General features: G+C 57.5%; 21 protein-coding genes, 1 tRNA gene and 1 pseudogene. 12 read left to right on the plus strand and 11 right to left on the minus strand.

Annotated elements, in window-relative coordinates:
• Nucleotides 1-125 precede the first annotated feature (125 nt).
• Nucleotides 126-638: an A24 family peptidase gene (locus RBH71_RS13800; protein ID WP_003514567.1), complete on the minus strand. Its 513-nt coding sequence runs from the start codon at nucleotides 636-638 to the stop codon at nucleotides 126-128.
• An 82-nt stretch (nucleotides 639-720) separates the two neighbouring features.
• Nucleotides 721-903 carry a Flp family type IVb pilin gene (locus RBH71_RS13805; protein ID WP_003514568.1) on the minus strand — a complete coding sequence of 61 codons (183 nt, stop codon included), beginning with the start codon at nucleotides 901-903 and terminating at the stop codon, nucleotides 721-723.
• Between the two features lie 445 nt (nucleotides 904-1,348).
• Here RBH71_RS13805 and RBH71_RS13810 point away from each other — a divergent pair, with 445 nt between their 5' ends.
• Nucleotides 1,349-1,732 (plus strand): pilus assembly protein N-terminal domain-containing protein, encoded by a 384-nt coding sequence (locus tag RBH71_RS13810; protein ID WP_046205577.1) that lies wholly within the window; start codon nucleotides 1,349-1,351, stop codon nucleotides 1,730-1,732.
• A 240-nt stretch (nucleotides 1,733-1,972) separates the two neighbouring features.
• Here the strand turns inward: RBH71_RS13810 and RBH71_RS13815 are convergent.
• A tRNA-Leu gene (locus tag RBH71_RS13815) sits at nucleotides 1,973-2,059 on the minus strand.
• A 120-nt stretch (nucleotides 2,060-2,179) separates the two neighbouring features.
• Nucleotides 2,180-2,486 (minus strand): annotated as a pseudogene (locus RBH71_RS13820) (SelT/SelW/SelH family protein).
• 145 nt (nucleotides 2,487-2,631) lie between these two features.
• On the opposite strand from RBH71_RS13820, the gene RBH71_RS13825 reads away from it, so the two are divergent.
• From RBH71_RS13825 to RBH71_RS13840, 4 genes are all read left to right on the plus strand, one after another.
• Entirely contained in the window at nucleotides 2,632-3,081 is a 450-nt protein-coding gene (locus RBH71_RS13825; protein WP_003514571.1) for a DoxX family protein, read from the plus strand.
• A gap of 138 nt (nucleotides 3,082-3,219) precedes the next feature.
• Nucleotides 3,220-3,918 (plus strand): type 1 glutamine amidotransferase, encoded by a 699-nt coding sequence (locus RBH71_RS13830; RefSeq protein WP_003514574.1) that lies wholly within the window; start codon nucleotides 3,220-3,222, stop codon nucleotides 3,916-3,918.
• 86 nt (nucleotides 3,919-4,004) lie between these two features.
• Nucleotides 4,005-4,193 (plus strand): YegP family protein, encoded by a 189-nt coding sequence (locus RBH71_RS13835; protein ID WP_003514584.1) that lies wholly within the window; start codon nucleotides 4,005-4,007, stop codon nucleotides 4,191-4,193.
• Nucleotides 4,194-4,370: 177 nt separating this feature from the next.
• Nucleotides 4,371-5,456: a GH25 family lysozyme gene (locus RBH71_RS13840; RefSeq protein WP_035251997.1), complete on the plus strand. Its 1,086-nt coding sequence runs from the start codon at nucleotides 4,371-4,373 to the stop codon at nucleotides 5,454-5,456.
• 11 nt (nucleotides 5,457-5,467) lie between these two features.
• On the opposite strand, the gene RBH71_RS13845 is transcribed toward RBH71_RS13840, so the two are convergent.
• Nucleotides 5,468-6,343, minus strand: a complete 876-nt coding sequence (locus RBH71_RS13845; protein WP_003514586.1) for a DMT family transporter — start codon at nucleotides 6,341-6,343, stop codon at nucleotides 5,468-5,470.
• 116 nt (nucleotides 6,344-6,459) lie between these two features.
• Here RBH71_RS13845 and RBH71_RS13850 point away from each other — a divergent pair, with 116 nt between their 5' ends.
• A complete protein-coding gene (locus RBH71_RS13850; RefSeq protein ID WP_003514588.1) occupies nucleotides 6,460-7,857 on the plus strand; it encodes a PLP-dependent aminotransferase family protein in 1,398 nt (465 codons plus the stop codon).
• Nucleotides 7,858-7,945: 88 nt separating this feature from the next.
• Nucleotides 7,946-8,263 (plus strand): hypothetical protein, encoded by a 318-nt coding sequence (locus RBH71_RS13855; protein WP_003514590.1) that lies wholly within the window; start codon nucleotides 7,946-7,948, stop codon nucleotides 8,261-8,263.
• Nucleotides 8,264-8,333: 70 nt separating this feature from the next.
• Here RBH71_RS13855 and RBH71_RS13860 read toward each other — a convergent pair whose 3' ends face one another.
• Nucleotides 8,334-8,792 carry an Rrf2 family transcriptional regulator gene (locus RBH71_RS13860; protein ID WP_003514591.1) on the minus strand — a complete coding sequence of 153 codons (459 nt, stop codon included), beginning with the start codon at nucleotides 8,790-8,792 and terminating at the stop codon, nucleotides 8,334-8,336.
• A 150-nt stretch (nucleotides 8,793-8,942) separates the two neighbouring features.
• Between RBH71_RS13860 and RBH71_RS13865 the strand changes: the two genes are divergently transcribed.
• Nucleotides 8,943-9,830 carry an NAD(P)/FAD-dependent oxidoreductase gene (locus tag RBH71_RS13865; protein ID WP_003514592.1) on the plus strand — a complete coding sequence of 296 codons (888 nt, stop codon included), beginning with the start codon at nucleotides 8,943-8,945 and terminating at the stop codon, nucleotides 9,828-9,830.
• Here RBH71_RS13865 and RBH71_RS13870 read toward each other — a convergent pair whose 3' ends face one another.
• Nucleotides 9,831-10,613 (minus strand): AraC family transcriptional regulator, encoded by a 783-nt coding sequence (locus tag RBH71_RS13870; protein ID WP_003514593.1) that lies wholly within the window; start codon nucleotides 10,611-10,613, stop codon nucleotides 9,831-9,833. It lies immediately after the preceding gene.
• Between the two features lie 94 nt (nucleotides 10,614-10,707).
• Between RBH71_RS13870 and RBH71_RS13875 the strand changes: the two genes are divergently transcribed.
• Nucleotides 10,708-11,115 carry a DUF2000 family protein gene (locus RBH71_RS13875; protein ID WP_003514594.1) on the plus strand — a complete coding sequence of 136 codons (408 nt, stop codon included), beginning with the start codon at nucleotides 10,708-10,710 and terminating at the stop codon, nucleotides 11,113-11,115.
• Nucleotides 11,116-11,185: 70 nt separating this feature from the next.
• Here RBH71_RS13875 and lepA read toward each other — a convergent pair whose 3' ends face one another.
• From lepA to RBH71_RS13890, 3 genes are all read right to left on the minus strand, one after another.
• Nucleotides 11,186-13,024, minus strand: coding sequence for a translation elongation factor 4 (lepA, locus tag RBH71_RS13880; RefSeq protein WP_025592156.1), 1,839 nt, complete (start codon nucleotides 13,022-13,024; stop codon nucleotides 11,186-11,188).
• A 61-nt stretch (nucleotides 13,025-13,085) separates the two neighbouring features.
• Nucleotides 13,086-13,955 carry a carbon-nitrogen hydrolase family protein gene (locus tag RBH71_RS13885; RefSeq protein WP_003514598.1) on the minus strand — a complete coding sequence of 290 codons (870 nt, stop codon included), beginning with the start codon at nucleotides 13,953-13,955 and terminating at the stop codon, nucleotides 13,086-13,088.
• The gene (locus RBH71_RS13890; RefSeq protein ID WP_003514600.1) at nucleotides 13,952-14,560 is read right to left on the minus strand and encodes a hypothetical protein; all 609 of its coding nucleotides are present in this window, start codon (nucleotides 14,558-14,560) and stop codon (nucleotides 13,952-13,954) included. The genes RBH71_RS13885 and RBH71_RS13890 overlap by 4 nt, the downstream gene beginning before the upstream one ends.
• A gap of 73 nt (nucleotides 14,561-14,633) precedes the next feature.
• Between RBH71_RS13890 and RBH71_RS13895 the strand changes: the two genes are divergently transcribed.
• From RBH71_RS13895 to RBH71_RS13905, 3 genes are all read left to right on the plus strand, one after another.
• Nucleotides 14,634-15,035: a ketosteroid isomerase-related protein gene (locus RBH71_RS13895; protein WP_003514602.1), complete on the plus strand. Its 402-nt coding sequence runs from the start codon at nucleotides 14,634-14,636 to the stop codon at nucleotides 15,033-15,035.
• 95 nt (nucleotides 15,036-15,130) lie between these two features.
• A complete protein-coding gene (locus tag RBH71_RS13900) occupies nucleotides 15,131-15,712 on the plus strand; it encodes a helix-turn-helix domain-containing protein (RefSeq protein ID WP_003514603.1) in 582 nt (193 codons plus the stop codon).
• A 22-nt stretch (nucleotides 15,713-15,734) separates the two neighbouring features.
• Nucleotides 15,735-16,253, plus strand: a complete 519-nt coding sequence (locus RBH71_RS13905) for a GNAT family N-acetyltransferase (protein WP_019564485.1) — start codon at nucleotides 15,735-15,737, stop codon at nucleotides 16,251-16,253.
• 10 nt (nucleotides 16,254-16,263) lie between these two features.
• On the opposite strand, the gene RBH71_RS13910 is transcribed toward RBH71_RS13905, so the two are convergent.
• Nucleotides 16,264-17,340, minus strand: coding sequence for an alpha/beta hydrolase family protein (locus tag RBH71_RS13910; protein WP_003514608.1), 1,077 nt, complete (start codon nucleotides 17,338-17,340; stop codon nucleotides 16,264-16,266).
• Nucleotides 17,341-17,475 lie beyond the last annotated feature (135 nt).

A 17,475-nucleotide genomic window follows, 5' to 3' on the forward strand; every position in this document is an offset into this window, starting at 1 on the left:
GCTCGATCCTTGAGGGAATCAGATTCTTCTCCCGTCAGGATGGCCGGTCATTGGTATAATTATGGTTAATATTATGCTTGGATTTCTGGTTAACAGGCCTTTAACCTGCAGTGAACGCAGATTTCTCAGGAAAGACTTGCGATGGCGGCTTTTACAAGCGGTGTTTCGCCATAGGTCAAAAGCCCGGCAATAGCGATGCCTATGCCATAGGGGATTTTCTTCGCAACCAGCAAGGAATCCGGAATGGGAATGCCGGCCGCCATGATTTCCCGCGAGCGCGATCGCAAAAGCAGGATTCCAAGCGTCAACACGCCGCCGATGAAGGTGACCGCAAGTAGAAACTCTATTAGGGAGGCATTGAAACCGTACCAGACAGCGGCAGCTGTGAGAAGTTTGGCATCCCCACCGCCCATGACATTGGCAGCGAAGAGCGCAAAACAGGCAAAAAAAACGGCTGCGGCGGCTGAAATGCTCATTGCGAAGGTTTGCCACTCCATACCCGTAAAGGGCGCAACCACAATGAAGGAAAGCAGCAATATAAGCGGTATTCTGTTGGGTATGGTCATGCTCGCTACGTCATTGATGGCAGCGAACACCAAGCAGAGAGGCAGTATAAGAAAAATTGCCGCAACTGCCATTTTTATCTCTTCGAAGTTGACGGAAGATTGTTATAAAAATGCCACCCCGTTTACGGGGTGGCATATGCTTTGGTGCGTATAATCACGATGTCTTCGCGGTCAAGTTGAGGTAAGTCGCGAGGTTCGTGAACTGGAGTCCGATTTTGGAGCCCAGCGACGATGCGCCGCCGATGATGGCAACAGAAATAAGCGCAGCAATCAGGCCGTATTCAATTGCAGTGGCGCCGGACTCATCCTTCAGGAAGCGAGCGAAAATCTTAGTCATGGGTCTCTCCTAACTCTTGTGTTGTGTTCAGCACGCCGACAACTGTTTTCCGTTGTTCGGTTGCGTTCAAATTACAGGTGAGCGATTTCCAAGCGCTTAAAGAAGAGGATTAATCCAAAGTAAACGACAGGATGAGTTTCTCTTGGTAAACAAAACAAAAAAGTATTGTCTCTATTTTTATAGTTCCTGATAAACAAATATATTCCAGAGACTGTCAGTTTCTTATTTCCGGCAAAGTGTCCTCCCGGTGAGACATAGATGTTCAGTTTTGGTGCGGGACAGCGAGAGCCTCGAAAATATTGCCATGTCAGGCATGGTTACCGTTCACATTAGGGGCCTCTATCATTTAACGCTTCATTCACTAAAAACCCGCATTCTGCTGCACAGTAAGTGCGGGTAGTGAGCAGGGGCGAAACGCGTGTCATCCGGAAAACTGGCGAAAATCGTGGTCGGCTTGTCCGTCATCCTATCGGGTTCGTTACAGCCTGTTTTTGCTCAGGAAGACATATTGCGCGTTTCGATGAACCACGCCCGTGTCCTTCGCCTCGACCGCCCCGTGAGCAAGGTTATTGTCGGCAACTCGAAAGTCGCCGATGCGACGGTGGCCGATGCCACCACGATCGTGCTGACCGGGCGCAGTTTCGGCACGACGAATCTTGTTCTTCTCGATGCCGAGGGCAATCCAATCGTCGATGAGCGCATTCTCGTCTCCATCGATGAGGGCAATACGGTTCGCGTTTTTCGACAGACGGAACGGACCGTGCTTTCCTGTACACCGAATTGCGAACAGCATTCGCAAAACAGTGGCGACAAAGACGCCCAGCCTTAAGCGAACTGCAACCCAATACCAGGTCTGAATATATCGGAATTCCGCGCGCGGGAATGGCTGGCATTTTGTCAAAGTGACAAAGGCTTAGTGCTCGTCCTGGGCAGTATTTTTATGGGAAAAATCGGGGTTGATCGCCAGCAAAACGAAAAACCGCAACATGTTCCCCTGCCTTTTGCAGGAGGACTGAATGTTGCTGTTTTTTCGTCTAAGTGTTTGATCTGGCTAAGATCAAAAATGGAATGGTGCCCAGAAGAGGACTCGAACCTCCACACCCTTGCGAGTACCAGCACCTGAAGCTGGCGCGTCTACCAATTCCGCCATCTGGGCGACGGAGAGCGATGTACGAGGGCAGCCGCCCGGTGTCAACAGACTTTTTGAACTTTTATGACGATCATTGATTTTAAAGGGAAAAAACTTGGTTAGACGCTGTTGAAACATGTTGCCGCGTCAATTGTCCAGCCCTTCATGCTTCGTCCTGTCGACATGACCGAGGTCACGTTCCGGGTCGATGACATCGCGGATTCTCTGTTTGAGCTCTTTTGGACCGGGGGAAACCGCCATCGCGCTTGCGCTCCCATATGGTTTCACCATCAACGGTGATCTCGAACAGGCCACCCGTTGAGGGAATGAGGCTGACTTCGCCGATATCAGAAGCGAAGGTTTGCAAAATCTCCTGCGCCATCCATCCCGCACGAAGCAGCCAGTTGCATTGTGTGCAGTAGCGGATGGTTATGCGGGGCTTGGTCTCGGCCATGATCACGTCTCCTTCAGCGCCCGGTGACAATAATGCTCACGATAATGTCAACTATAATACTCATGTTTTTACCTGCGGCATGCTTGTTCTTATCATGCTGCTTTGCGAACAGATAAGCCATCGAAGGCTAAAACGCGGAGATCCCATGGCCCAGTTCGACAATAATCGTCAGCGTCTTTTCGTTCCGGCGGTCGCACCTCTTTATAATTCGACACATGATCTGGTGGAGACCGTTCTGCGCGTCGTGGCCGGGCTTCTTCTTGTCACCCACGGCTTCGGCAAGATCGCCAATCCGTTCGGGGCTGTCGGCATGGTGGAGAGCCTCGGCTTTTATCCGGGTGTATTCTGGTCACCTCTCCTGGCCGCCACCGAATTTTTCGGTGGAATTCTCGTGGCCATTGGGCTGTTCACGCGGCCGGCATCCTTTGCCGCAATGATCGTGCTTTTAGTAACGGTCTATTTTCACGGTATCGTAAAAGCGGAAGGTCTGGGTGGCGCGGAAAAATCAGTTCTCTGGGCAGCCATTTTCCTGTTCTTCGCTGTCCGCGGCGGCAACCGGCATTCCGTCGACGCGAAGCTGTCGCGGGAATTTTAAGGTGCCACAGGCCGGCTTGTCCGCTTATTGCCTTGCTGACGATATTGCGCCTCTTGAAAATCCGTTTTTCTCGTGGTGAAGCTGAATTCGATCGGCGATACCGGCCGATCGTATTCCCCGTTGTCGGCAAGAGGCCCCATGCGCGTTGCAATTATCGAAAACATGGCGGGCACGCCGCATGGACAGATCGGCGTCGCTCTGCAAGAGGCAGGGGCTGACGTGCATGTCATCCGCGCCTATGCGGGTGAGCCTCTTCCTCTCGATGCAGCTGCACACGATGCGCTCGTCGTTTTGGGCGGGGAGCAGAACGCTCTTGACGACGTGCTTTATCCCTATCTTCCAGACCTCGCACTTTTGATGAAAGCGTTTGGCGATGCGGACAAGGCCGTGATGGGCGTCTGTCTCGGCAGCCAGTTGCTGGCGCGCGCCTATGGCGGAGAGAATATTCTGGCCGGCCCGCCCGAATTCGGCTGGGAAGACGTATCCCTCACGGAAGAGGGCGTGTCCGATCCGCTATTGGCGGGACTCGACAAGACATTTCCCATTTTTCAGTGGCATTGCGACACATTCACGCTTCCTCCCGCGGCGACGAGACTTGCGACCAATGGTGCAACGCGAAATCAGGCTTTTCGCGTTGGCCGGGCCGCCTATGGCACGCAATTTCATTTTGAGGCATCCACGGCCGTGGTAGACGGATGGTGTGAGGCATTCCCGGCTTCCGTCGAGAAAATGGCGCCCGGCTGGATGAACAATTACCACGATCACCGTGGCGGGCGTGCCGATGTGGCCGATGCGACCGGTCTGGAAATTGCCCGTGCCTGGGTACGGCTTGTGTGATCTGGCAATTATCGGTTGCGAATATGGCCAAGGCCGCTCAGAATTGAGTGTGTTTCACCGACGTTTGCCAAGGAGGCACCAAGATCATGTATAAATTCGAAATCTATCAGGACAGGGCCGGGGAATATCGCTTCCGCTTCAAAGCATCCAACGGGGAAACGATGTTTTCGTCCGAAGGATACAAGGCCAAGGCATCGGCCATCCACGCCATCGAATCGATCAAGAAAAATTCCCCCGGCGCCGATACGGTCGATCTGAGCACGATGACCGCCTGAAGCTCTCCGTTTCGCGAAACCTCGAGGCATTCTCCTGCCAGAAATGACGGGCGCGTTGGAAGGTGTCGGCGTAAAGATAAGATTCAGTCTTTTTTGATAATCTTCCGTTAGCAATTGTATTTCGAGGTTCCCGGGCGGCGTCAGAGTGCCCCTGGATTGTTTTGCGTACGGGTTCTCATGCGTTCATCGGCTGTGCCAGCACTTCTCTTCGGTTGCCTTCTGCTTGGTGGCTGTACGTCCAGTTCCGGGCCGGAAAGCCTGATGGCCGGCCTGCCGTCGAAGGAAACCACGAGTTCGGTTACGCCATCCGCGCCGGTGCCGCAGGCAAGCGTGGGCAGCCAACCCATCACGGCCCAGCCGCGACAGGAAGTTTTGGCATGGGGCGGGCCGGTGCCCGAAGAGCCAAAGGCCTTTTCAGCCGTTACCCCACGAGCGCCCGTGCCGCAGAACGCGCTTGAAACCCGTTTGCCGTCACCGTCACAGGCTGGAATGGTACGACCGGCAGAGCGTCCGGTACAATTGGCCATGGCTGCAGCCCCGGCGGCCAGTGCCGGTGCGCAGATCCGTTCGCGCATTTTCCGCTCCAGCTTCAGCGATGCCAAACCCATCAATTTCGGCAGGGTCCAGCCGCGCCATTTTCAGGTCCACGGGGTGGATGTCTCGCGCTGGCAGGCCAATATAGACTGGCCGCAGCTGCGCACACGCGGCGCCAACTTCGCCTTCATCAAGGCGACGGATGGCGGCGATCATCTTGACCCGATGTTCCGCACCAACTGGCAGCGTGCAAAGGAAGCGGGCATCCGTCGTGGCGCCTACCACTTCTTCTACTGGTGCCGGTCGGCCGGCGAGCAGGCGGATTGGTTCATTCGCAACGTACCGCGCGATCCGGATGCGCTGCCGCCGGTGATCGACGTGGAATATAACGGCGAATCGAGCTGCAAGATGCGCCATTCCCGTGAGCGTATTCTGGAAAAGATGCGCGTGTTCATGGACAAGCTGGAGCGCCATTACGGCCAGCGTCCGATTATCTATACGGCGCCCGATTTTTATAAGGACAATCTGACCGGCGAGTTCCAGGACTATCCCTTCTGGCTGCGCGCCGTTGCCCAGCATCCGTCCGTGGTCTATCCCGGCCGCAAGTGGTTGTTCTGGCAATATTCCGGCTCCGGCCTGTCGCATGGTGTCGATGGACGCATCGATCTCAATGTCTTCAACGGCAGCGAGGATGCCTGGCATCGCTGGGTAGACCGCCGCTCGAGTTGACGGGGCGGGCGTCAGCGCGAAAATTTTCGCGCGCCGGCAACGCAGAGCACCACCACGAGCGTGATGGCGATCATCGCAGGGCTGACCTCCTCGTGAAGCAGGGTTGCTGCAAGCACCAGCCCAAAGAACGGCTGCAGCAATTGCAGCTGGCCCACCGCGGCAATTCCGCCAAGCGCCAGCCCGCGATACCAGAAGATGAAGCCGATCAGCATGCTGAACAGCGAGACATAGGCAAGGCCGCCCCAGGCCTGCGGGTCGATGCCTGCGAGGGTTTGCGGCCCTGTGAAGAAGGCAAGCGGCAGCATCAGAGGCAGGGAGAGGACCAATGCCCATGAGATGACCTGCCAGCCCCCCAGTTTGCGGGAAAGGGCAGCACCCTCGGCATATCCCAGCCCACAGACGATAATCGCGCCCAGCATCAAGAGATCGCCGGCAAGTGATGCTCCGAGCCCGGAGGCCAGCGAATTCGACAATGAAAAGCCGGCAACGAGAACGCTGCCCAGGCAGGAAAAGAACCAGAAGGCGGGCCGCGGGCGTTCTCCCCCACGCAGCACGGCAAAAACCGCGGTAGCGAGCGGCAAAAGCCCGACAAAGACGATGGAGTGGGCCGAGGTAATGTGCCGCAAGGCGAGGGCAGTCAACAGCGGGAAGCCAACCACCACGCCGAAGGACACGATGAAAAGGGATGCCATATCATCGCGCGCCGGGCGTTTTTGCCGGAACACAAAAAGCAAAGCGAGCGCCAGAAGGCCGGCTATGCTGGCGCGGGCGAGGGTCAGGAACACTGGATCGAAACCCGTTACCGCAACCCGCGTGGCGGGCAGCGAGCCGCTGAATATCACCACGCCGATAAGGCCGCTTAGCCAACCGCTTGTCGTCTTGTCCATGACCGTCTCCTGCAATTTCCCTTACTTGATCCGGAACGGCTGGTGAAAACAGCGACAGTCATATACAATTTCAAGAAACTGTTATGGTTGTTTGGGTGGTACGGTTGGAGAGAAATGTGGACGGACACCTCGCGACGGGAACGCGCATAGAACAGGTGATGGCCAGCATGCGGCAACGCATCGCTTCGCGAAGCCTCGTTCCCGGCGCCAGGTTGCCATCCGTTCGAGCGCTTGCGAAGGCCATGCAGGTCTCCACTTCAACCGTCGTCGAGGCCTATGACCGGCTGGTTGCCGATGGCACTATAAGCTCACGACCGGGTTCGGGATTTTATGTGGCGGGTCCGCTCGCGCCCCTGTCTCTGGCCGATATCGAGCCTCGGCTGGACAGGGCGGTGGATCCGCTCTGGGTGTCGCGCCAGGCGCTGGACGAGGGGGCGGCGCTTGCCAAGCCCGGCTGCGGCTGGCTTCCAGCGTCATGGATGCCGGAGCAAGCGCTAAGGCGGGCGGTGAGGGCGCTTGCCCGTGCGGATGCTTCCTTGCTGACGGATTATGCGAGCCCAATGGGGCTGTTGCCGCTACGCCAGCTTTTGTCCCGCAGACTTGCCGAACATGGCGTACAGGCGGGCGCCAGCCAGATCATGCTCACCGATTCCGGCACGCAGGCGATCGATCTCCTGTGTCGTTTCCTACTGCAGCCAGGGGATACGGTGATTGTCGATGATCCCTGCTATTTTAACTTCCGCGCTCTCTTGCGGGCGCATCGGGTGAAAATCGTTGGTGTGCCCTATACGCCGGCTGGACCGGACCTGCCGCTTTTCGAGCAGGCACTGAAAGAGCATCAGCCGCGCCTTTATATCACTAATTCCGCGATCCATAATCCGACAGGCGCAAGGCTTTCCGCCGTTTCCGCCCATCGCCTGCTGATGCTGGCCGAACAGGCGGGCCTCACCATCATCGAGGATGATATTTTTGCCGATTTTGAAACGCAGGCGGCACCACGGCTGGCTGCTTTCGATGGTCTGAACCGGGTCGTCCAGATCGGCAGTTTTTCTAAAACCCTGTCTGCTTCCGTTCGGTGCGGTTTCATCGCAGCGCCTCCAGCATGGGTGGAAGCCCTGACCGATCTCAAGATTGCCACTGCTTTTGGTGGAGCCAATTTTTCGGCTGCATTGATCCTGTCGCTTTTGACTGACGGTAGTTATCGCAAGCATGTCGAGGCTCTTCGACAGCGTCTCGCGGCGGCGGTGCCTGAGGCGGCGGCGCGTTTGAAAGCGCTTGGATGTGTGCCGTGGATCGAACCGCAGGCGGGCATGTTCTTATGGTGCCGCCTGCCGGAGGGGGTCGACGCCGCCGATGTTGCACGCCGGGCACTGGTGCAACAGGTGGTGCTGGCACCCGGCAATGTTTTCAGCTCCGCGCAGAACGCATCCGCTTTCATGCGTTTCAATGTGTCGCAAATGGCCGCTCCTCAGGTCATGGCGGTGCTGGCAGATGCCCTCAGGCAGAGCGCGTAATTGTCGCCCATATTGTGCTGGCCGAGGAGAATCGGAACAAAATCCCGTGAACGCCGTTTTCTTCTCAGAATGAAGAGGAGGAAATACCATGACATTCGATCCAAACAATCCGCGCCCGGACCGTGATCTTCGTCCGGAACTGAATATCAGCAATGAACCGCTTGCCCGCAAGTCTCCGTCCTGGATGCCATGGCTGGCGATTCTCGTTGTCGCATTGGTGGGCGTTTTCGCCTGGTCGCAGATGAGCGGCCCGAACACCGATCCGGCCACGACATCCTCGACCATGCCGCCTGCGGCGACGCAACAGGCACCGGCGCCCGTGACTCCGACCGTCCCGGCAACACCGCCTGCCAACAATGCCGCACCGGCAAGCCCGAATACCGGCGGCACGCAGACGCAGCCGTAATGGGTTAGATAATCTGACAAAACCGCCTGCCTTACGGCAGGCGGTTTTTTATTGCGCCAACTCTGCGGCGTTAGAGCTGATCCATCGCGGAGGGGTGGTTGGACAATCTGGACCAGCGGCTCATCGATTCCTCCGCCAGCGCCGAAAGCGTAATGTTTCCGAAGCGGGACAGGAGAATGGTCTCCGCCTCGTTCATGGCGTCGAAAAGGGCAGCATTGACGGCCTGCTCTATGACGCAGTTAGGATTATCTCCTGCCAGCCCAATCGAGAACAATTCCGGCGCGCCAAGCGCCCGGTAAATATCAAGCAGCGTGATTTCGCTGAGCGGTCGCGCCAGAACCCAGCCACCGCCATGGCCTTTTTCCGACGACACGTAACCGTGCTCCCGCAAGCCCGCCATGGTTCTGCGCACCACCACCGGGTTCGTCTGCAACATCGCCGCGATGCTTTCCGAGGTCGCCGCACCCTCGTGTTTCTCCATATGGATCAGAATATGCAGCACCCGTGAAAGGCGCGTGTCGTGTCTCATCGGTGAAATCCGCCTGTTTTTCGCGACATTACCAGTTAGCATATGACGTAACAATATAAGTTGCGTGACTATTGACTCTAAAAATCATGTAACAATATAAGTATCTTGAAACGAACGGGCGCTTCCGGCTCGGTGAACGATAGGTGCATCATGAAATACGACGTCATCATCATCGGCGGCAGCTATGCGGGCCTGTCCGCCGCCCTGCAGCTCGGGCGCGCGAGAAAAAACATCCTGGTGGTGGACGCGGGTGAGCGGAGAAATCGCTTCGCCAGCCATTCCCACGGTTTTCTCGGACAGGACGGCAAGGCGCCGGGCGACATCATCGCCGAGGCACGCCGCCAGATCGAGCGCTACCCGACGATACACTGGGCAAAGGGCAGGGTAACGAATGCCGAAGGATCATTCGATGACTTCGTCATCGAGATCGATGGCAATCGCCGCGAAAGGGCGGCTAGACTAATCCTTGCCACAGGCGTTACGGATGAACTGCCTGATATAGCCGGGCTGAAGGAACGCTGGGGCAGCGCCGTCTTCCATTGCCCCTATTGCCACGGATACGAACTGGATCAGCGCAGGATCGGCGTCATCGCGGCCTCACCGCTGGCCATCCACCATGCACTGATGCTTCCGGACTGGGGTGAAACGACCTTTTTTACCAACGGTATATTCGTGCCGGATGCTGAACAGAATGCGCTTTTGTCAGCCCGGGGCGTTCGGGTGGAAAAAGAGCGTATCAGAGAGATCGCAGGGCATGCGGATGTCGTTCTTGCGGATGGGCGCAGCATTGCTTTGGCCGGTCTTTTCACGCAACCGAAATTGCTGATTGCCTCGGATTGGATCGAAAAGCTCGGTTGCATCGTGGAAGAAGGGCCGATGGGTTCAAGCATCGTGACGGATGCCATGAAACAGACGACAGTGCGCGGAATCTTCGCATGCGGTGATGTGGCAAGGCCCGCCGGCTCGGTCGCTCTTTCTGTGGGCGATGGCGCCATGGCAGGGACTGCGGCTCACAGGTCGATCATGTTTCCGGAATGATCAGTGCGAAACAAGGCTTAGCCAGCGCCCCGGAGGCATTCCGAAGGCATTCTTGAAGTGGCGGGTAAAATGCGCCTGATCCGCAAAGCCGCAGGCAAACGCCGTTTCCGCAAGACCCGCACCCGCCCGCATCATGTCCTTGCATTTTTGCAGACGCCGCATGATGAGATAACGGTGCGGGCTCGTGCCAAACAGGGAGCGGAAATGCCGAAAGAGCGTGAAGCGATCTAACCCGCTTATTTGCTCCAGCTTCTCTGAGCTGACGGCAAGCGCGCTGTTCTCCAGCAGGTAATCCCGGCAACGGAAAACGGCGATCCGGTCAAGCCGCCTGAGGGTTCTCTCGCTTCCGTTCGAATGCTTCCAGAGCAGATCCGACAGTCTCGATTGCCAGTCGGTCAGGAGCAGATTGTCCGGCTCGCCTTCGAGATTGCCGAGAGCCTCTATCAGGCATTGCCGGAACTCATCGTCTTCGATGACGGGATTTTTTGCAAATGGCAGCGCGTGAAATCCGGTCGCCACCTCCATGGTTTTTTCCGGCGGAAGGTAGAGCATACGGTAGCGCAGGCCTTCGTCGGTGCCGGCACCACCATCGTGAACTTCGTCCGGATGCAGCACGATAACCTTTCCGGGCGTGCTGAAATGCGATGTGCCACGATAGGAAAACGTCTGGACGCCGGAAAGCGTCACACCCAGAGCATAGGTGTCATGGCGATGGGGTGCATAGGCGTTGCCGTGAAAGCGCGCTTCGATGCGCTCGATCCCTTCGCTGGAAGGGGCCTGCACGATCCCCTCGAATTTGCACGAACGTTCAAGATCGCTCGTACCCTGAGGGACTAGGGTCGCTTCTCTTTCGTAACCACAGCCAGATTGAGTTCGCATGTTTGATACCAAGATCGCCGTCATCCTTCGTGATGACCTTGCCGTGTGGCAAAAACTGAATGTCACCGCATTTCTCATGTCCGGCATCGTCGCCCAGACCAGAGAGATCATCGGGGAACCATACCGCGACGGGGCGGGTAACGTCTACAATCCCCTGTCCGTCCAGCCGATAGTCGTCATGGCCACGGATCAGGAGGCACTGCGCAAAATCCATCAGCGATCCCTGGAACGCGAGGTCACGACATCGCTCTATATCGAGGAAATGTTCGCAACCGGTCATGATGTTGCCAACCGCCAGGTGTTTTCGGAATTTTCTCCCGACAATGCAAAGGTTGTCGGCATGGCGCTGAGGGCGGACAAGAAAATCGTCGACAAGATTACCAAGGGCGCGAAGCTGCATGCCTGAGCAGCTGGCGTGAATGTAAAAAGGAGGCCGTGAGCCTCCCTTGTCAAATCAGCGACGATTTAGCGGCCGCTTATTCGTCGTTCATCTTCAGCGCAGCGATGAAAGCTTCCTGCGGAATCTCCACCTTGCCGAACTGGCGCATGCGCTTTTTGCCTTCCTTCTGCTTGTCCAGAAGTTTGCGTTTACGCGTCGCATCGCCACCGTAGCACTTCGCCGTCACGTCCTTGCGCAGCGCGCGCACGGTTTCGCGGGCGATGACCTTGCCGCCAATGGCCGCCTGGATCGGGATCTGGAACATGTGCGGCGGAATGAGTTCCTTCAGCTTTTCGCACATGCCGCGTCCGCGCCGGTCAGCCGCCGAGCGGTGGACCAGCATGGAGAGTGCGTCCACCGGGTCGCCGTTCACGAGGATCGACATCTTGACGAGATCGCCTTCGCGATAGTCGATGATGTTGTAGTCGAACGAGGCGTAACCCTTCGAGATGGATTTCAGCCGGTCGTAGAAATCGAACACCACTTCGTTGAGCGGCAATTCATAGGTGATCATCGCGCGGTTGCCGACATAGGTCAGCTCCGTCTGCAGGCCGCGCCGGTCCTGACAGAGTTTCAGAATACCACCGAGATATTCGTCGGGCGTCAGGATCGTCGCCTTGATCCACGGTTCGCGGATTTCCTTGATCTTCACGACATCAGGCATATCAGCCGGGTTGTGCAGCTCTTTCTCGGTGCCATCCGTCAGCGTCATTTCATAGACGACCGAAGGTGCTGTGGCGACCAGATCGAGATTGAACTCGCGCTCGAGACGTTCCTGAATGATTTCAAGATGCAGCAGACCGAGGAAGCCGCAACGGAAACCGAAGCCGAGAGCGGCAGACGATTCCATTTCGAAGGAGAAGGAGGCGTCGTTGAGGCGAAGCTTGCCCACTGCCGCGCGCAGATCTTCGAAGTCGGCTGCATCGACAGGGAAGAGGCCGCAGAAAACCACGGGCTGCGCTGGCTTGAAGCCGGGCAGGGCCTGCGCCGTCGGGCGCTTGTCGTCGGTAATGGTATCGCCAACACGCGTATCGGCGACTTCCTTGATCGAGGCGGTGATGAAACCGATCTCGCCGGGGCCGAGGCTGTCGACATTGACCATCTTCGGGGTAAGTACGCCAACGCGCTCGACGCCGTATTTTGCGCCGGAACCCATCATGCGGATCTGCTGGCCCTTGGTCAGCACGCCGTCGATGACGCGCACCAGAACCATGACGCCCAAATAGGTGTCGTACCAGCTGTCGACGAGCAGTGCCTTGAGCGGCCCGTTCTCGCCGACTTCGCTCTTCGGCGGTGGCAGGCGGTTGACGATGGCTTCGAGAACATCGGGGATGCCAAGCCCGGTCTTGGCCGAAATCAACACAGCTTCGGAAGCATCGATGCCGATTACTTCCTCAATCTGTTCCTTGATGCGGTCGGGCTCCGCGGCCGGCAGGTCGATCTTGTTCAAGACCGTCACCAGCTCGTGATTATTGTCGATCGCCTGATAAACGTTGGCCAGCGTCTGGGCTTCCACACCCTGAGATGCGTCCACCACCAGTAGCGAACCTTCGCAGGCCGAAAGCGAGCGGGACACTTCATAGGCAAAGTCGACGTGACCGGGCGTGTCGATGAGGTTCAGCACATAGGTTTCGCCGTTATTCGCCTTGTAGTGCAGGCGCACGGTCTGGGCCTTGATGGTGATGCCGCGCTCGCGTTCGATATCCATCGAATCGAGAACCTGTTCCGACATATCGCGCTCGGCAAGGCCGCCTGTCGACTGGATCAACCGGTCGGCCAGCGTCGATTTGCCGTGATCGATGTGGGCAACGATCGAGAAGTTGCGGATATGGTCCAGGGGCGTGCGGGTCGAATTTGTGCTCATGCCCCGCGCTATAGCAGGGGCTTCTCATGCCGCAAAGCGGGAATTTGGTTAAAAGCCCTTTAAAATGGGCTTTTCAGATCGCAAACTGCTCCGGCCAGTCGCGGCGGGTGGCCACTTGTCCTTCGGTTCTAAGCTTGGCCACGGCAGCAAGGTCGATATCGGCGATCAGCAACGTGCTGTGTGTCACCGCATCGCTTTCGCTTTCCGCGACGATACCCGATGCCGGCATGCCATAGTCGGATGGCACGTAAAGTGCTGCGCGGCCACGATTTTCATCGACGGCGGGAGACCATGGAGCCTCACCCGCCGTGGGGGAGGAGAGAACGGCATATTGGTTTTCCAACGCCCGCGCCTGCGCGCCGATGCGCACCCGGTAGGCGCCGGCCAGCGTATCGGTGCAGCTGGGAGCGAGAACCAGTTCGACGCCAAGCTCGGCCAGCTTCCGGCCAAGCATCGGGAACTCGTTGTCGTAACAGATGAGGATGCCGAGCCTGCCGATCGGCGTCTCGAAGGCTTTCAGGCCCTCGATGCCGGCATGGATGTTCCATTGCTCCCGCTCGAAGCGCGTCATGATCTGCTTGTCCTGATACCCGATCAGTCCGTTGGGGCCGAACAGCCATGCGCGGTTGCGGAACTTGCCGTCCTTGTCTTTCACTGGCGCGCTGCCCGGCTGAAACAGGATTTGATGTTGCCGCGCCAGCTCTTCACAAAGCTCGACCCATGAGGGGATGAGCGGCTGTATCTCTTCGATGGAGCGGTGCAGGTCCGAGCGCGCATCGGGCGGCAACTGCCCGGTCAGCGTCATGGCCGAATATTCCGGCAACAGCAGCAGCTCGGCGCCTTTTTCTTTCGCCTCGCGCACGATGGCGGAAAGATGGGCGGCATAGCCTTCCCATGTCTCGATGAGTTCGATGGCATATTGGCTGGCGGCGAGTTTCGTCATCTGTTTTCTTCTCCGGCAGCAATGGTCTTCATCCAGAACGACAGGGGCTTTGGGCTTTCGGTGCTCTCGTCTAGATCCCGCCAGGTGAAGCTGGTGTGCAATTCCGGGTGATGGCGATAGCCGCGTTTTTCCCAGAAGGTATTCAGCGGCACGTAATCCAATGGCCGGCGCGGGTGGTCGGCGGGGCGCTCGACCGCGCAGAAGGTGCAGCAGTTGAAGCCGAGCTTGCTCGCATGCGCCTCCCGCTCCACAAAGAACCGCACCCCGATGCCATGCCCGCGATAGCTGGGCAGAAGCACGCTTTCGCCGAAGTAAAATATTCGGTCCGGATCGTAACCCGCCTTCAGGAAGGGCGCCTTCACCTCGTCGGTCTCGGCCGCCATGGGCATGCCGGTGGACATGCCCACCACGTGTGCGCCATCCAGCGCCAGCACAAAAACCGCGCCTTTCGTGTCGGCATAGGTGGCGAGATATTTGCGCTCGTAATCCAGCGATCCGTCATAGAGATAGGGAAAGGCGCGAAACACTTCGATCCGCAGGCGCGCAAGGTCATCGAAATAGGGCGCGGCCTCGATGCCGGAAAGAGACTTGATTTCGACGGTCATGGGCATTTTCACTTTCGGTTGCACTGGTTATACCGTCATGGAAACCCTGCGCAAGCATTGAACGGAGAAGACAATGACCGCCACTGAGACCATCCGCGCCTACTACGATGCCTTCAACCGTCAGGACATGGATGCCTTTCTGGCGCTTCTTCACGACGAGGTGGTACATGACATCAATCAGGGCGAGCGTCAGACCGGAAAGCCTGCTTTTGCATCCTTCATGCAGCACATGAATCGCTGCTATAAGGAAAACCTCACCGACATGGTCATCATGGCGAGCGAGGACGGCAAGCGCGCCTCTGCGGAATTCATCGTGAACGGCGAATATCTCGCAACCGATGAAGGCCTGCCGGAAGCCGATGGCCAGACATACGTCCTGCCGGCTGGTGCATTCTTTGACCTGAAAGATGGAAAAGTTAGTCGAGTAACGAACTACTATAATCTGAACGATTGGATCGCCCAGGTCGGTGCCTGATGCATCTTTGCCGCGCGCCGAACCCGCGGTAAAAAAGCGATCGTAATTTCCATTATGGTAGATATTGACTCCATCATGTGAGAATGTATTCTCGCATGATGGAAAACGAAGATCATATTCTCGAACGCTCTATCGGCGACCGCATCAAGACGTTGCGCGCTGAAAATGGTTTGACGCTGGATCGGCTCGCCGCCGAATCCGGCGTCAGCCGCGCCATGATTTCCCGCATCGAACGTGGCGAGGCGAGCCCCACGGCCTCGCTTCTTGCCCGCATCTGCGCAGCGCTAGGCCTGTCGCTCTCCGGCTTTTTCGCCGAAGACGAAGAGGCTGTTTCACCGCTGGTGAAAAAGCGTGACCAGCAGCTCTGGAAAGACCCGGAGACCGGTTATGTGCGCCGTGCCATCTCCCCGCCACGCGTCGGTTCCGATGTCGATATTGTCGAGGTCGAGTTCCCGGCGGGCGCACGGGTCGGTTTCCCGCCGCATGCGGCAAGCCGCGGAATGACGCAATATGTCTGGCTTTTTGACGGTGTGCTGGAGATGACGAGTGGTGGAGACGTGCACCTGCTGGAACCAGGCGATTGCCTCTTCATGCCGGTGGGTGAGGGACATGTCTTCCACAATCCCTCAGAAAAACCTGCCCGTTATGCCGTCGTGCTGGATCAAAGACAGCGCTGATTTTCCCCGACAGGAGTTATTAATGGCCACCATCCGCGTATTGAACCGGGCAGAGACGATCAATGCCTTGCCCGAACTTTGTGACGTTATCGCCGACTGCGTTAATGGCGGCGCGTCTGTCGGTTTCATGCTGCCTTTCTCCCCAAAAGATGCAGAGCCGTTCTGGCAGGATGTAGCCGATGCCGTGGAAGCAGGCGGCACCATTCATGTGGTGGCGGAAGTAAACGACAAAGTGGTGGGCACGGTGCAGGTCGGTCTGGCCTCCAAGCCCAACCAGCCACATCGCGGTGATCTGATGAAGCTTCTTGTGCATCGGTCGGCACGCGGGCTGGGACTTGCACGAAAGCTCATGGAAAAGGTGGAGCAGGAAGCGGCAAAACGTGGCCGTACCCTTTTGGTGCTGGATACGGCCACGGGTAGCGATGCGGAGGCAATTTATCCCCGTCTTGGCTGGGAACGCGTCGGCGTCATCCCCGACTATGCGCTTTTTCCCGACGGGCGTTATTGCGGCACGACCCTGTTTTACAAAAGGATCGGCTAGGTTCTTATGGTTATTGACCCGGCTTCAGCTTGCGGTTGAAGGCGTTGACGATCATCGTTTCCAGCTGTGCATGAATATCCTTACGGTCGCGGGGCCCGGCCGGTTCGCAGATCGGATCGCGCTCGCCAACGGATTTGAGAAACGCGTCGGCATCCGGCTTGCAAAGGGGCAGGAAGCTAAAATGGTTGGCCTCGTCGACCTGTTGGTAAGTAGAGGCAGGCACTTGTGCTGCAAGCTCGTCGGCAAGCACGGCGGGCGGTATTTTACCTTCGCTGCCAAGATTGATGAAGGTCAGCGGAATATCGATTTGTCTCAGGCTGTTCGGCTGGAACGCCAGCGCCAGACCCGGATCGACCAACACGGCGGAACGGATGCGTGGATCGCGGTTCTGCTGCTCGAAACGGGCCTTGTCGATGGTTCTTAGATCGAGCTTCGGTACGCTGACCGGCTCGTTATTGACATAGGCCCGGCCGTCGGCAAACCACTGGCAATCCATCATTGCTGCATTCTCTTCACAATAGCGCACATAGGCGTCAAGATCGGCGCGTGCACCTGCAATCTCCATCGCTGCGCTACCGCCCAGCGAAAAGCCGAGAACACCGATGCGTTGCGCGTCGATCGCACCTGACCACGTGCCGTCCGTCGTCAAGGCCGTGACGATTGTGGATAGATCGTTCGTCCGTTCCCAGATTTTCGGCGTATCGGCAGGCGTCGAGTCACCACTGGTCGTGCCGGGATGATTGGTTCCGGCGACGATGAAACCTTCGCTGGCGAGTTTCGCGGCGATCCAGGCCATGCCTTCAGCGCGCGAGCCGGACCCGTGCGAAATCAACACGAGGGGGAAATGGCCGTCTTTGATGGTCGCGTCCTTCCGAACCGCCGTTCCCTGAAAGATACGGTTCTCGGAGGAAAGCACCGGTGTGCCGTCTCCGCCTTTGGCCGGATACCAGATCGTAACGTCAAGGTTTGTGTCGCGAGCCTTGGAAGGAACAGGGATGCTTGTAAGCCCGACATCCTCTGCGGCAAATGCCTGCGGGGAAAAAGCCGCGCACATCAGAAGTGCGAAAAGGGTGTTTTTCAGTGTCATGAGAGCCTCTCCGTTTGACAAGGTGGATGCTCCCGTTTTTCTTCTAGGGTGAATAAATGCGTCCTTGATCGCGTTAAAGGTCGTGCCGAAACGCGATCTGGTCCATGAATGGGTGGTAATTCATCGCTTCGGGAT

This window comes from Rhizobium sp. AN68, assembly GCF_030758035.1.
GTDB classification, from domain to species: domain Bacteria; phylum Pseudomonadota; class Alphaproteobacteria; order Rhizobiales; family Rhizobiaceae; genus Agrobacterium; species Agrobacterium tumefaciens.

What these genes read in the sequence shown, in the direction of transcription:
- RBH71_RS13800 (WP_003514567.1), bottom strand. Translation starts at nt 638, where the DNA reads ATGGCAGTTGCGGCAATTTTTCTTATACTGCCTCTCTGCTTGGTGTTC.
- RBH71_RS13805 (WP_003514568.1), bottom strand. Translation starts at nt 903, where the DNA reads ATGACTAAGATTTTCGCTCGCTTCCTGAAGGATGAGTCCGGCGCCACT.
- RBH71_RS13825 (WP_003514571.1), top strand. Translation starts at nt 2,632, where the DNA reads ATGGCCCAGTTCGACAATAATCGTCAGCGTCTTTTCGTTCCGGCGGTC.
- RBH71_RS13830 (WP_003514574.1), top strand. Translation starts at nt 3,220, where the DNA reads ATGCGCGTTGCAATTATCGAAAACATGGCGGGCACGCCGCATGGACAG.
- RBH71_RS13835 (WP_003514584.1), top strand. Translation starts at nt 4,005, where the DNA reads ATGTATAAATTCGAAATCTATCAGGACAGGGCCGGGGAATATCGCTTC.
- RBH71_RS13840 (WP_035251997.1), top strand. Translation starts at nt 4,371, where the DNA reads ATGCGTTCATCGGCTGTGCCAGCACTTCTCTTCGGTTGCCTTCTGCTT.
- RBH71_RS13845 (WP_003514586.1), bottom strand. Translation starts at nt 6,343, where the DNA reads ATGGACAAGACGACAAGCGGTTGGCTAAGCGGCCTTATCGGCGTGGTG.
- RBH71_RS13855 (WP_003514590.1), top strand. Translation starts at nt 7,946, where the DNA reads ATGACATTCGATCCAAACAATCCGCGCCCGGACCGTGATCTTCGTCCG.
- RBH71_RS13860 (WP_003514591.1), bottom strand. Translation starts at nt 8,792, where the DNA reads ATGAGACACGACACGCGCCTTTCACGGGTGCTGCATATTCTGATCCAT.
- RBH71_RS13865 (WP_003514592.1), top strand. Translation starts at nt 8,943, where the DNA reads ATGAAATACGACGTCATCATCATCGGCGGCAGCTATGCGGGCCTGTCC.
- RBH71_RS13875 (WP_003514594.1), top strand. Translation starts at nt 10,708, where the DNA reads ATGTTTGATACCAAGATCGCCGTCATCCTTCGTGATGACCTTGCCGTG.
- RBH71_RS13885 (WP_003514598.1), bottom strand. Translation starts at nt 13,955, where the DNA reads ATGACGAAACTCGCCGCCAGCCAATATGCCATCGAACTCATCGAGACA.
- RBH71_RS13890 (WP_003514600.1), bottom strand. Translation starts at nt 14,560, where the DNA reads ATGACCGTCGAAATCAAGTCTCTTTCCGGCATCGAGGCCGCGCCCTAT.
- RBH71_RS13895 (WP_003514602.1), top strand. Translation starts at nt 14,634, where the DNA reads ATGACCGCCACTGAGACCATCCGCGCCTACTACGATGCCTTCAACCGT.
- RBH71_RS13900 (WP_003514603.1), top strand. Translation starts at nt 15,131, where the DNA reads ATGATGGAAAACGAAGATCATATTCTCGAACGCTCTATCGGCGACCGC.
- RBH71_RS13905 (WP_019564485.1), top strand. Translation starts at nt 15,735, where the DNA reads ATGGCCACCATCCGCGTATTGAACCGGGCAGAGACGATCAATGCCTTG.
- RBH71_RS13910 (WP_003514608.1), bottom strand. Translation starts at nt 17,340, where the DNA reads ATGACACTGAAAAACACCCTTTTCGCACTTCTGATGTGCGCGGCTTTT.